The sequence below is a fragment of the Streptomyces sp. Y1 genome, from assembly GCF_041053115.1.
Taxonomy (GTDB): domain Bacteria; phylum Actinomycetota; class Actinomycetes; order Streptomycetales; family Streptomycetaceae; genus Kitasatospora; species Kitasatospora rubellomurina.
Map to the genome: position 1 here is coordinate 4,701,010 of NZ_CP163445.1, position 12,186 is coordinate 4,713,195.

Sequence of the window (12,186 nt, forward strand, 5' to 3'; positions counted from 1 at the left end):
TGGCCGAGGGCTGAATGTTTGGATATATTCAGCCGAGTCGAGCTTGAATGAATTCATCCGCAAGGAGGCCGGGACATGGCGCAGCAGCAGACGAGCGGTCCGCGAGAGGTACGGGCGGCCCGCGGGACTGGGCTCACGACGCAGGGCTGGCAGCAGGAGGCCGCCCTGCGGATGCTGATGAACAACCTCGACCCCGAGGTGGCCGAGCACCCGTCGAAGCTGGTCGTCTACGGCGGCACCGGCAAGGCGGCCCGCGACTGGCGCTCCTTCGACGCCATGGTGAAGACCCTGCAGGGCCTGAAGCAGGACGAGACCATGCTGGTCCAGTCCGGCCGCCCGGTCGGCGTCATGCAGACCCACGAGTGGGCGCCGCGCGTGCTCATCGCCAACTCCAACCTGGTCGGCGACTGGGCCAACTGGGAGGAGTTCCGCCGCCTGGAGAGCCTCGGGCTCACCATGTACGGCCAGATGACCGCCGGCTCCTGGATCTACATCGGCACCCAGGGCATCCTCCAGGGCACCTACGAGACCTTCGCGGCCGTCGCCAACAAGCGCTTCAACGGCACGCTGGAGGGCACCATCACCCTCACCGCCGGCCTCGGCGGGATGGGCGGCGCCCAGCCGCTGGCCGTCACCATGAACGGCGGCGTGGCGATCTGCATCGACTGCGACCCGTCCCGGATCGCCCGCCGGATCGAGCACCGCTACCTGGACGTCGAGGCCAAGGACCTCAGCCACGCGCTGGAGCTCGCCACCGCCGCCCGCGACAAGAAGCAGCCGCTGTCCATCGGCGTGCTGGGCAACGCCGCCGAGCTGGTCCCGCAGCTGCTCGCGATGGACGCGCCGATCGACATCGTCACCGACCAGACCAGCGCCCACGACCCGCTGGCCTACCTGCCGGTCGGTGTGGCCTTCGACGACATGGCGACCTACGCCGCCGAGAAGCCCGCCGAGTTCACCCAGCGCTCGCGCGAGTCGATGGCCAAGCACGTCGAGGCCATGGTCGGCTTCCAGGACCGCGGCGCCGAGGTCTTCGACTACGGCAACTCGATCCGCGGCGAGGCCCAGCTGGCCGGCTACGACCGCGCCTTCGCCTTCCCCGGCTTCGTCCCCGCCTACATCCGCCCGCTGTTCTGCGAGGGCAAGGGCCCGTTCCGCTGGGCCGCGCTGTCCGGCGACCCGCAGGACATCCACAAGACCGACAAGGCCGTCCTCGACCTCTTCCCGGAGAACGAGTCGCTGGCCCGCTGGATCAAGATGGCCCAGGAGAAGGTGCACTTCCAGGGCCTGCCCGCGCGCATCTGCTGGCTGGGCTACGGCGAGCGCGACAAGGCCGGCGAGCGCTTCAACGACATGGTCGCCTCCGGCGAGCTGTCCGCCCCGATCGTGATCGGCCGCGACCACCTGGACTGCGGTTCGGTCGCCTCCCCGTACCGCGAGACCGAGGCGATGCTGGACGGCTCGGACGCGATCGCCGACTGGCCGCTGCTCAACGCCATGGTCAACGTGGCCTCCGGCGCCTCCTGGGTGTCCATCCACCACGGCGGCGGCGTCGGCATCGGCCGCTCGATCCACGCCGGCCAGGTCACCGTCGCGGACGGCACCGCGCTGGCCGGGGAGAAGATCCGCCGGGTGCTCACCAACGACCCGGGCATGGGCGTCATCCGGCACGTGGACGCCGGCTACGACCGCGCCGACGAGGTCGCCGCCGAGCGTGGCGTCCGCGTCCCGATGGGTGAGCTGTGACCTCCGGCTTCGAAGAGATGTGGGCGGAGCTGCTCCCCGTGGGCCGCTCCGCCTCCTCCGGCGGCTACCGCCGCTTCGCCTGGAACTCCGCCGACGCCGAGTGCCGCGCCTGGTTCGAGCAGCAGGCCCGCGACCGCGGCCTGGCGTACGAGCTGGACCGCAACGGCAACCAGTGGGCCTGGCTGGGCGACCCTCATGGTCAGGGCGCGATCGTCACCGGCTCGCACCTGGACTCCGTCCCGGACGGCGGCGCCTTCGACGGCCCGCTCGGCGTCGTCTCCTCCTTCGCCGCGCTGGACGAACTGCGCGACCGGGGAGCCGAGTTCGGCCGTCCGCTGGCGATCGTCAACTTCGGCGACGAGGAGGGCGCCCGGTTCGGCGTGGCCTGCATCGGCTCCCGGCTCAGCGCCGGGGTGCTCTCCCAGGAGGCCGCGTACGAGCTGCGCGACGCGGACGGCGTGCGGCTGCCCGACGCGATGGAGCGGGCCGGCTACGACCCGACCGCGATCGGCGCGGACGACGACCGGCTGGCCCGGATCGGCGCCTTCGTCGAACTCCACGTCGAGCAGGGCCGCTACCTCACCGAGGAGCGGCCGGTCGGCGTGGCCAGCGCGATCTGGCCGCACGGCCGCTGGCGGTTCGACTTCCACGGCGAGGCCAACCACGCCGGCACCACCCGGATCGAGGACCGCCGCGACCCGATGCTGACCTACGCCAACACCGTGCTCGCCGCCCGCAAGAAGGCCAAGCAGGCGGGCGCGCTGGCCACCTTCGGCAAGGTCGCCGTCGAGCCGAACGGCACCAACGCGATCGCCTCGCTGGTGCGCGGCTGGCTGGACTCCCGGGCCGCCGACGAGCGCACCCTCACCGCGCTGGTCGCCGAGATCGAGCAGGCCGCCGCCGAGCGCGGCGGGCGCGACGGCGTCCGGGTCGAGCTGACCCGCGAGTCCTACACCCCGGTGGTGGACTTCGACGGGCCGCTGCGCGACCGGCTGGCCAAGCTGCTGGACGCGCCGGTGCTGCCCACCGGCGCGGGACACGACGCCGGCATCCTGGCGTCGGCCGTCCCGACCGCCATGCTGTTCGTGCGCAACCCCACCGGCGTCTCGCACTCCCCGGCCGAGCACGCCGAACGGGCGGACTGCCTGGCCGGGGTGAGCGCCCTCGCCGACGTACTGGAGGACCTGGCGTGTCAGTGAGCCCAATGACCTCGGGGGCCGAGCCCGCCACGTACTGGGCGCAGTACGCCTGGCTGCCGCACCCCAACGGGCCGGTGGTCGAGCGCGACGTGCTGATCGCCACCGGCAACGGGGGCCGGATCGTCGCCGTCACACCGGACAGCGGGCCCTGCCCGCCCGGGGCCGTCCGGCTGGAGGGTCTGGCGGTGCCCGGCCAGGCGAACGCCCACTCGCACGCCTTCCACCGGGCGCTGCGCGGGCACGTCCAGGTCGGCTCCGGCACCTTCTGGACCTGGCGCGACACCATGTACCGGTTCGCCGGCGCGCTCGACCCGGACAGCTACCTGGAGCTCGCCACCGCCGTCTACGCCGAGATGGCGCTCGCCGGGATCACCGCGGTCGGCGAGTTCCACTACCTGCACCACGCGCCCGGCGGCGCCCGCTACACCGACCCGAACGCGATGGGCGAGGCGCTGATCGAGGCCGCCGCCCGGGCCGGCATCCGGATCACCCTGCTGGACACCTGCTACCTGTCCTCCGGCTTCGGCGCCGAGCCGACCAAGCCGCAGCAGCGGTTCAGCGACGGCGACGCCGAGGCCTGGGCGGTGCGGGCGGAGGCGCTCAAGCCGCGCGAGCACGCCCGGATCGGCGCCGCCATCCACTCCGTCCGGGCCGTCCCGGCCGAGCAGCTGGGCACCGTCGCGCACTGGGCGGCGATGCGCAAGGCGCCGCTGCACGTCCACCTGTCCGAGCAGACCGCCGAGAACGACGCCTGCCTCGCCGCGCACGGCGTCACCCCGACCAGGCTGCTCGCCGACCACGGCGCGCTCGGCCCGCGCACCTCGGCCGTGCACGCCACCCACCTCACCGACGAGGACGTGCGGCTGCTCTCGGACAGCTCCACCACCATCTGCATGTGCCCCACCACCGAGCGGGACCTCGCGGACGGCATCGGCCCGGCCCGCGCGCTCGCCTCGGCGGGCTGCCCGGTCACCCTGGGCAGCGACAGCCACGCGGTGATCGACCCGTTCGAGGAGGCCCGCGCGCTGGAGCTGGACGAGCGGCTGCGGACCAGGACCCGGGGCCACTGGACGGCCAACGCGCTGCTGCGGGCCGGTACTGAGGACGGGCACGCCTCGCTCGGCTGGCCCGAGGCCGGGCGGATCGAGACCGGGGCGCTCGCCGACTTCACGGTGATCGCGCTGGATTCCGTGCGGACGGCCGGCCCGCCGCCCCGGCTCGGCGCCGAGATCGCGGTCTTCGCGGCCTCGGCGGCGGACGTCCGGCACGTGGTGGTCGGCGGCCGGCAGGTCGTCCGGGACGGCGTGCACCGGCTGGTGGCCGACGTACCGGGGGCGCTGCGCTCGGCGATCGCCGCGCTGGACTACTGACCCCTCTACGACTCTCTTCGGAAGGCGTTGTCTTGAGCACCAGGACCACCTTGATCACGGGCATCGGCAGCCTGGTCACCAACGACCCCGGGCAGGGCGCCGGGCCGCTCGGCCTGCTGACCGACGCGGCCGTGGTGCTCGACGGCGACACCGTCGCGTGGGTCGGCCCGGCGGCCCAGGCCCCGGCGGCGGACGAGCGCTTCGACGCCGAGGGTCGGGCGCTGCTGCCCGGCTTCGTCGACTCGCACGCCCACCTGGTGTTCGCGGGCGACCGCACCGCCGAGTTCAACGCCCGGATGTCCGGGCAGTCGTACTCGGCGGGCGGGATCCGGACGACGGTGGCGGCGACCCGGGCGGCGAGTGATGCCGAACTGGAGGCGAACCTGGCCGGGTTCGTCCGGGAGGCGCTGCGCCAGGGCACCACCACGATCGAGTGCAAGTCCGGCTACGGGCTGACGGTCGAGGACGAGGCGCGGGCGCTGCGGATCGCGGCTCAGTACACGCCGGAGACGACGTACCTGGGCGCGCACATCGTGGCCCCCGAGTACGCCGAGGACCCGGCGGGGTACGTGGATCTGGTGACCGGCGAGATGCTGGACGCCTGCGCGCCGCACGCCCGGTGGGTGGACGTGTTCTGCGAGAAGGGCGCCTTCGACGGCGACCAGGCGCGGGCTGTTTTGACGGCGGGCATCGAGCGCGGCCTCACCCCCCGGGTGCACGCCAACCAGCTCACGTACGGGCCGGGCGTGCAGCTCGCGGTGGAGCTGGGAGCTGCGTCGGCGGACCACTGCACGCACCTGACGGACGAGGACGTGGCAGCGCTGGCGGGATCGGCGACGGTCGCGACGCTGCTGCCGGGCGCGGAGTTCTCCACCCGGGCCGAGTACCCGAGCGGGCGCCGGCTGCTGGACGCGGGCGCGCTGGTGGCGCTCTCGACGGACTGCAACCCCGGCTCCAGCTTCACCAGCTCGATGGCGTTCTGCATCGCGGTGGCCGTACGGGAAATGGGCATGACCCCCGACGAGGCGGTGTGGTCCGCGACGGCGGGTGGCGCCCACGCCCTCCGCCGCACCGACGTCGGGACGATCACAGTCGGCGCCCGCGCCGACCTGCTCCTGCTCGACGCCCCCTCCCACGTCCACCTGGCGTACCGCCCGGGCGTCCCGCTGACGGCGGCGGTCTGGCGCGCAGGCGTCCGAGAGGTCTGAGCCCTTGATCAACGTCGCCCCGTCGAGCCGGTGCTCGACGGGGCGACGTGCTGTTCAGGCGTTGGTCGTGAGGTGGTCGAACTCGCCGGCCTTGGCGCCCTGGAGGAAGTCGGCGAGGTTGAGGCGGGTGGTCCGGACGATGACGTCGCCCTCGTCGGACTCGCGGAGTTCGATCAACCCGTCGGCGGTCCGCACCTCGACACAGTCGGAGTTAGAGCCGGAGTAACTGGACTTCTGCCAGGCAGAGTTAGACATGTGTGCTTTCCATATCCTTCTTGATGGATCGAATGAACTCTCGGGAGTCGTCTTCGGATAGAGCCGCTGAATCGAGCCGGGCGAGCATGGAGCGAAACCTGGCGATGTGAGCCGGCGCATCGAAGAGTACGTTGCCGACAGCGGAGTCCACCTGCACGGTGTCGAGCTCCTGAACCGGGCCTGCGACATACGTGAAGTTCTCGTAGTTGAGCGGAAGCGTATCTACATCGAACATCACGACTCGGATCGAAACCTTTGGGCGCCCGGAGTCCTCGATGAGGCTGCAGAGCTGTTCGGCTTGGACCTGCGGTCCGCTGAACTGCATCCGCAAGGCAGCCTCATGGATATAGGCGGAGTACGGTGTCGCACCGGATAGAAGAAGCTCTCGTCGTCGGACGCGGAATGTAGTTCTCAGGTCGACCTCGTGGCGCGGAAGAGGCGTCAAGGCTCGATCGAAGACGGCAGACGTGTATCCACTGGTCTGGAGCAGCCCGGGGATGAAGGCCATCGTGTAGGTCGAGAGCCCGCTTGCATGGCCTTCGATCTCGGCGACCTCAAGGAAGTCGCTCGAGAGGGTCCCGCGGTAGTCCTCCCACCAGCCGCCCTTCTCGCGATCCGTGATGATAGCTGCCAACGCCTCGATCAGAGGCTCGTTGACGCACATGCACAATGCCGCAATCGTGCGCAGGCGTTCGACGCTGATGCCGGTCCTGCCATTCTCCATCTGCGTCACATGGGCAGGGTTGATGCCCAACGCGCGGGCGAGTTGGCTCCCGCCGAGGCCCGCCTGCTCCCGCATCCGGCGTAGCTCGGCACCCAGGCGCAGTTGACGGAGAGTTGGATTCGAGCGAAGCGCCATGGAGTCCTCCCTGCAAGTCGTGGGACCAGTCTGCCCGAGAGGGGCTGCCACGTTAGAGGGAACTTCTTCTGCTTCGCCACAAATCTGTGGCGCTCCGCGCTATCGTCATCCTCAGCTCGATCCAACGGATCGTCAGTAATGCCTGCATCCAAGGCAGTAGGCGCCTGCTGCCCGCGCACCGAAGAGCATCCGTATCCCGGCCTGGCTCACGGCGACGACCGTCATCACCTCTCCCACACCACAGCCTCACGGAGGTTCCCGTGTGCATCCGTAACACCCCCTCGCTCACCCTCTCCCGACAGGCCCTGCGCGACGCCATGATCCGCAGCGGCTGGGACGCCGAGACCATCTTCAACGCCGAACTCGCCCTGATGGAGCTGATCACCAACGCCTGGCGCCACGGCGACACCCCCGCGCCCGTCGTCTGGTTCTCCATCCTCGACCGCACCCTCCGGGTCACCGTCTCCGACGAGAGCGACGCCCTCCCGCAGCCGCGCACCCCCACCGACCTCGCCGAGACCGGCCGGGGCCTCCAGCTCGTCGCCGGCCTCACCCACCGCTGGGGCGTCGACCCGCAGAAGCGCGGCAAGACCACCTGGTACGAGCTGGACCTCCTCGCGTGACCCGGGACCCCGTCGCGCCGGACGACCCCGGATGCGCGACTACACCGAGGCCCACATCACGTCGCTCCTCGGCGAGTTGAACCGGCGCGGCATGCCGTACGGGCTCCTCTGGGGCTCCGCCTCGCCCGGCGAGACGACCCTCGACGGCCGCATCCTGGTCGACTTCGGCAACGCGCCGATCAGCACGCTCCTCAACCTCCTCCACCTGCTCCGCGACCTGGAGCGGAACGAGGCGTGGCACCGGTGAACTTCTTCGTCGGCGCGGCCCTTGTCGCGCTACTCGCGCTCGCGATCGCCACCGTGGCCCTCGGCGTCCTCGCGACCCTCCGGATGCCCCGCCCCGAGGACCGCGACGAGCAGCACTGAAACACGCGAAGGCCCTCGCCCACCCAGGGCGAGGGCCTCGCGGGATTCCCCAACTGGTGTGCTCAGCTACTTCAACCGCTCCAGGAGCTCCGGGACGCCGTCGACCTGGTGGTAGGGCTTGAAGGCCGGAGCTAGGCCGCGGACCAGGGCAACGCACCTCGGGGCGCCGATGCGGGTGGCCAGGTCGAGCGACTCGCTGCTGACGGCGAGCGCTTGCTCGACGTCGTTGGCCTGGAGGTAGCCCTTGGCTTGGTAGGTCAGGAAGATGCCGCGTGTCTTGTCCCTGGAGCGGGGCAGCAGGGTCATGCCCTCGGCGATCCGGGCGTGGGCCTCGTCGGTTCGGCCAAGGTCTAGGAGGCACTGGCCGGAGTCCACGGCGAGGTCGGCCGGGCTCATCCACGCGCACCAGCTGGGTGCGGGGTCGACGGCCTCGACGGCGAGAGCGGATTCGGCCTCGGACAGGTCGCGGTAGCAGGCGGAGCGATCGCCAAGCGCGGCATGGGCCCTGGCCCGGCGGAGGAACAGCAGGGACCGAGCGGCGGGGTGTTCGATGCCGGACAGGGCGTATCCGAGCTGGTCCACGGAGACCTTCGGTTCGCCGAGCCAGTTCGACTGGTAGGCGAAGTCCGAGAGCACCCCGGCGCCGTGGTCGCGGTCGCCGGCGGCGTGCGCGGACTGCAGCGCCGCACCCCACAGCTTCCCGGCCGCCCAGTGCTGACCGTGGTCGAAGCGGTGCCATCCGCAGGTGGTGGCGAGCGAGGCCGCCAGCAGGTGCAGCCTGCGGCCGGTGTTCTCGCTGTAGCGGCCGTCCCCGATCAGCTCGGTCACCGTGGCAAGGTGGGCGTCCATCAGGCGGATCGTGTGCTGGCGCTGTTCGGTGGGCAGGGCCGTCAGCTTCGTGCTGGTGTCCTCCAGCCAGTCCACGAGTTCGGTGTCCACCTGCTTGCCCTCGAGGGGTGAGGTGAGGCGTTCGGGTTCGATCGTGGCCCACTGGGCGGCGAGGCCAGCCAGCGAGATGGCGCTGTAGGTCATGAAGCTGCGTCGGTCCATGGAAGCTCTCTGTGCATCGTGGAGTGCTTGAACGGTGTAGCCGGACCCCAGCGGCAGCGGTTCGTCGCGTCCGGGCAGCCAGTAGGGCCAGCCGTACGCCTCCATCTCTGAAGCCTGGACGCCGAAAGCTTCGGCGATCAGGAGCTGGGAGTCGAGGTTCGGCGTCTTGCGCCAGTTCTCCCACCGGCTGACGGCCGCCTTGTCAGCACCGGAGAGGAGCCCGTGGCGGCGGGCAGCCCGGTCGAGGTGGGCGACAAGGTCGCCCTGGGACCAGCCGCGCAGCACGCGTGCGTAGGCGAGGGGGTGCCGGATCGGGTCGTCCACGGGCCAATCCCATCATCGACAGTGACCGCGAGCCTACTGCCAGCGAAGACGGGACAACCCCGGGACTACAGACAATGCCTGTTCGGTGACGGCGAGTTGGGCTGTACTCGACGCACACCGAAGGAGAAGCAGTCGCCGAAGGAGTCGGACGGCCAGTGGACCAAGTCCGTCACCAACCCGCCGAAGAAGAAGTGAGCCCGAACTGATGGACCAGTACGCGCAGTTGCTCGCGGACCTCACCGAGGCCGGCGCGCTGGGCGAGGAGTGGCGGGGCGCGTTCGAGCGCGCCCCGCGCTCTGCCTTCATTCCGGACACCGTGTGGACCCCGGACGAGGACGCTCCGACCGGCTACCGGCGGATCACCAAGGCCGACGAACCGGACGCCTGGTGGGCGTTGGTGAACGCAGACGGCGTGGTCGTCACGCAGGTCGACGACGGAGACGAGGACGGGCCCGGCGTCGCCACGTCGTCCGCGTCCATGCCGTCCCTGGTCGCGTCCATGCTCCGCCACCTGGACGTGGCAGACGGAAACACGGTGCTCGACATCGGCACCGGAACCGGCTGGACAAGTGCCCTGCTGTGCAATCGACTTGGCGACGGGGCCGTGACGACGATCGAGGTCGACCCGGAGGTGGCCGCCGCAGCCGGGGAGCGCTTGGCAGAGATCGGGTTGAAGCCCGGCCGGATCGTCGGCGACGGCCTTCTCGGCTACCCGGCCGGTGGCCCGTACGACCGCATCCACTCGACTGCGGCCGTTCAGCGAGTGCCCCTCGCGTGGATCGAGCAGACCCGCCCCGGCGGCATCATCGTGACCCCCTGGGGCACCCCGTACGCGAACGCCGGGTTGCTCCGGCTGGAGGTCGGTGAGTCGGGCAAGCCGACTCACGGCCGCTTCGTCGATGACGTCTCGTTCATGTGGATGCGGGCACAACGCCCGCACGCCGTGAGCGAACCGGCTGGCGTGCCGGAGCATCGGGGCCCTTCCGCGATGGACCCGGAGTTGGCGCTGGAGGACGTGAACGCCGCATTCGCCATCGGCCTGCGGGTGCCGGGCGTCCGGTACGAACACGTCTGGGACGAGGCCGACCCGAGTGCCACCTTTCGCATGCGGCTCTCGGACGGCGCGGGCTCCCGGGCGTCCGTCCGCTACGCCGGGTGGGACGCCGAGGATGCCGTTCACCAGTCCGGGGCTCGTCGGCTGTGGGACGAGGTGGCCGGCGCCCGCCTGTGGTGGCTGGAGGAGGGCAAGCCGGACCTTCGCCGGTTCGGCGTGACCATCGCCCCGGACGGCGCACAGTCCGTCTGGCTGGACGCCCCCGGCAAAGTCCTGCCCTGACCCCAGACCCGCGAGACCTCGGGCCCTTCGACTACGAGTACAGCCGCGGCGGCACCACCCGCCAGTTCAACTTCGCCGTCACCGTGGAGAAGACCGAGCCGATCGTCCTGACCGAGCACGACGCCCGCCAGGGGGCCCGGCCCAGCGCCCTGCCCGACGTCAGCGACGCGGTCCGCAACCTGATCACCTCCTGAATCAGAACGGCCCGCTCCTCGAACATCGAGGAGCGGGCCGGGTCCACCCGGGAAAACGACCGGGGCCGCCGCGGATCTCAGGAATCCGCGGCGGCCCCGGGGCCGTGTCAGGCCGACGTCAGTGCACGTCGCCCATCAGTGCGACCACGCGCTTGCGGTACAGCCACAGGGCGACACCGGCGACCACGGCCAGGGCGCCCTGGACCGCGAAGTACCCGGTGCTGCCGACCACGTCGTCGCCGAGGACGAGCTGCAGGATCGCCGAGACGCAGTTGCCCGCGGTGACGGCGAGGAACCAGACGCCCATCATCTGGCTGGCGTACTTCGCCGGGGCCAGCTTGGTGGTGACCGAGAGGCCGACCGGGGAGACGGTGAGCTCGCCGACGGTCTGGATCAGGTAGACCATGGCCAGCCACAGCGGGGTGACCTTGGCGCCGCCGTGGGCGGCGGCCATCGCCATCATCATCACCAGGAAGGAGGCGCCGACCATGACCAGGCCGAAGGCGAACTTCACGGTGGTGCTGGGGTTCTTGGCCCGGCGGGACAGCGCGACCCACAGCCAGGCGAAGACCGGGGCCAGCGCCATGATGTAGAGCGGGTTCAGCGACTGGAACCAGCTGGACGGGAAGTCGAAGCCGAACAGCGTGGACGCGGTGTTCTTCTTGGCGAAGAGGCTCAGCGTCGAGCCGGACTGCTCGTAGATCATCCAGAAGATGGCGGCGGCGACGAAGAACCAGATGTAGCCGCTCATCTTGGAGCGCTCGGCGGCGGTGAGGTCCTTGTCGCGCTTCACCTTGGTGAAGACGAAGGCCGGCAGCAGGATGCCCAGGATGGACAGCGGCCAGACGGCCCAGTCGACGGTGAAGTGGCCGGTGCCGGCGACGACGCCGTAGAAGAGGACCGCGGCGGCCAGCCAGAGGCCGGCCAGCTTGAAGACCTTGCTCTTCTCCTCGGCGCTGATCGGCGAGGTGACCACGTCGCTCTTCGGGCTCAGGTGGCGGGTGCCGAGCAGGAACTGGGCGAGGCCGAGGGCCATGCCGACGCCGGCCAGGGCGAAGCCCAGGTGCCAGCTGACGTCCTGGCCGATGGTGCCGATGACCAGCGGGGCCAGGAAGGCACCGAGGTTCACGCCCATGTAGAAGATGGTGAAGCCACCGTCACGGCGCGGGTCGTTCGGGCCGTCGTAGAGGTGGCCGACCATCGTCGAGATGTTGGCCTTGAGCAGGCCCGAGCCGATCGCGACGAAGGCGAGGCCGGCGAAGAACGACGCCTTGAACGGCACCGCCAGCAGGAAGTGGCCGATCATGATGATCGACCCGCCGAGCGCGACGGTCTTGCGGGCGCCCAGGAAGCGGTCGGCGATCCAGCCGCCGGGGAGGGCCAGCAGGTAGACCATGGCGGTGTACACGCTGTAGATGGCTGCCGCCACGGCCATCTTCATGCCCAGGCCGCCGTCCGTGATGGCGGTGGACATGTAGAGCACCAGCAGGGCGCGCATGCCGTAGTAGCTGAAGCGCTCCCACATCTCGCTCATGAAGAGCGTGGCGAGCCCCCGGGGGTGCCCGAGGAAGGTCTTGCCGACGGGAGAGGCCGACGTGGTGCCGGCTTCAAGGGTCGTAGACGCCATGAGTAGTGGTTCCTTGCCTGACAGCGTCC

At 70.7% G+C, this 12,186-nt stretch carries 12 protein-coding genes; 8 read left to right on the forward strand and 4 right to left on the reverse strand.

Annotation, left to right across the window (positions count from 1 at the left end; all coding sequences use genetic code 11):
* Window positions 1–75 precede the first annotated feature (75 nt).
* Genes hutU through hutI form a run of 4 tightly spaced genes read left to right on the forward strand, consistent with a single transcriptional unit; the run spans window position 76 to window position 5,523 of the window.
* Complete coding sequence (gene hutU, locus AB2U05_RS20315; protein WP_045693413.1) at window positions 76–1,746, forward strand: urocanate hydratase; 1,671 nt, start codon at window positions 76–78, stop codon at window positions 1,744–1,746.
* A gap of 17 nt (window positions 1,747–1,763) precedes the next feature.
* On the forward strand, window positions 1,764–2,945 hold the full coding sequence (locus tag AB2U05_RS20320; RefSeq protein ID WP_369185972.1) for an allantoate amidohydrolase: 1,182 nt from the start codon (window positions 1,764–1,766) through the stop codon (window positions 2,943–2,945).
* Between the two features lie 5 nt (window positions 2,946–2,950).
* Window positions 2,951–4,315, forward strand: coding sequence for a formimidoylglutamate deiminase (locus AB2U05_RS20325; protein ID WP_045709522.1), 1,365 nt, complete (start codon window positions 2,951–2,953; stop codon window positions 4,313–4,315).
* Window positions 4,316–4,347: 32 nt separating this feature from the next.
* The gene (gene hutI, locus AB2U05_RS20330) at window positions 4,348–5,523 is read left to right on the forward strand and encodes an imidazolonepropionase (protein WP_369183886.1); all 1,176 of its coding nucleotides are present in this window, start codon (window positions 4,348–4,350) and stop codon (window positions 5,521–5,523) included.
* Between the two features lie 54 nt (window positions 5,524–5,577).
* Here the strand turns inward: hutI and AB2U05_RS20335 are convergent, their stop codons facing one another.
* Together AB2U05_RS20335 and AB2U05_RS20340 are read right to left on the reverse strand one after the other, a co-directional pair.
* Complete coding sequence (locus AB2U05_RS20335) at window positions 5,578–5,778, reverse strand: DUF397 domain-containing protein (RefSeq protein ID WP_369183887.1); 201 nt, start codon at window positions 5,776–5,778, stop codon at window positions 5,578–5,580.
* On the reverse strand, window positions 5,771–6,637 hold the full coding sequence (locus AB2U05_RS20340; RefSeq protein ID WP_369183888.1) for a helix-turn-helix domain-containing protein: 867 nt from the start codon (window positions 6,635–6,637) through the stop codon (window positions 5,771–5,773). The genes AB2U05_RS20335 and AB2U05_RS20340 overlap by 8 nt, the downstream gene beginning before the upstream one ends.
* A gap of 260 nt (window positions 6,638–6,897) precedes the next feature.
* Between AB2U05_RS20340 and AB2U05_RS20345 the strand changes: the two genes are divergently transcribed.
* The 3 genes from AB2U05_RS20345 to AB2U05_RS20355 are packed head-to-tail and all read left to right on the forward strand — an operon-like array spanning window position 6,898 to window position 7,626.
* On the forward strand, window positions 6,898–7,260 hold the full coding sequence (locus tag AB2U05_RS20345) for an ATP-binding protein (RefSeq protein ID WP_369183889.1): 363 nt from the start codon (window positions 6,898–6,900) through the stop codon (window positions 7,258–7,260).
* Window positions 7,261–7,291: 31 nt separating this feature from the next.
* Window positions 7,292–7,507 (forward strand): hypothetical protein, encoded by a 216-nt coding sequence (locus AB2U05_RS20350; protein ID WP_369183890.1) that lies wholly within the window; start codon window positions 7,292–7,294, stop codon window positions 7,505–7,507.
* Window positions 7,495–7,626, forward strand: a complete 132-nt coding sequence (locus AB2U05_RS20355; RefSeq protein ID WP_279616818.1) for a hypothetical protein — start codon at window positions 7,495–7,497, stop codon at window positions 7,624–7,626. The genes AB2U05_RS20350 and AB2U05_RS20355 overlap by 13 nt, the downstream gene beginning before the upstream one ends.
* 66 nt (window positions 7,627–7,692) lie before the next feature.
* On the opposite strand, the gene AB2U05_RS20360 is transcribed toward AB2U05_RS20355, so the two are convergent.
* Window positions 7,693–9,000 (reverse strand): helix-turn-helix transcriptional regulator, encoded by a 1,308-nt coding sequence (locus tag AB2U05_RS20360; RefSeq protein WP_369183891.1) that lies wholly within the window; start codon window positions 8,998–9,000, stop codon window positions 7,693–7,695.
* A 205-nt stretch (window positions 9,001–9,205) separates the two neighbouring features.
* Here AB2U05_RS20360 and AB2U05_RS20365 point away from each other — a divergent pair, with 205 nt between their 5' ends.
* Complete coding sequence (locus AB2U05_RS20365; RefSeq protein WP_045709517.1) at window positions 9,206–10,336, forward strand: methyltransferase domain-containing protein; 1,131 nt, start codon at window positions 9,206–9,208, stop codon at window positions 10,334–10,336.
* Window positions 10,337–10,648: 312 nt separating this feature from the next.
* On the opposite strand, the gene AB2U05_RS20370 is transcribed toward AB2U05_RS20365, so the two are convergent.
* Window positions 10,649–12,157, reverse strand: a complete 1,509-nt coding sequence (locus AB2U05_RS20370) for a peptide MFS transporter (RefSeq protein ID WP_045693393.1) — start codon at window positions 12,155–12,157, stop codon at window positions 10,649–10,651.
* Window positions 12,158–12,186: the final 29 nt, after the last annotated feature.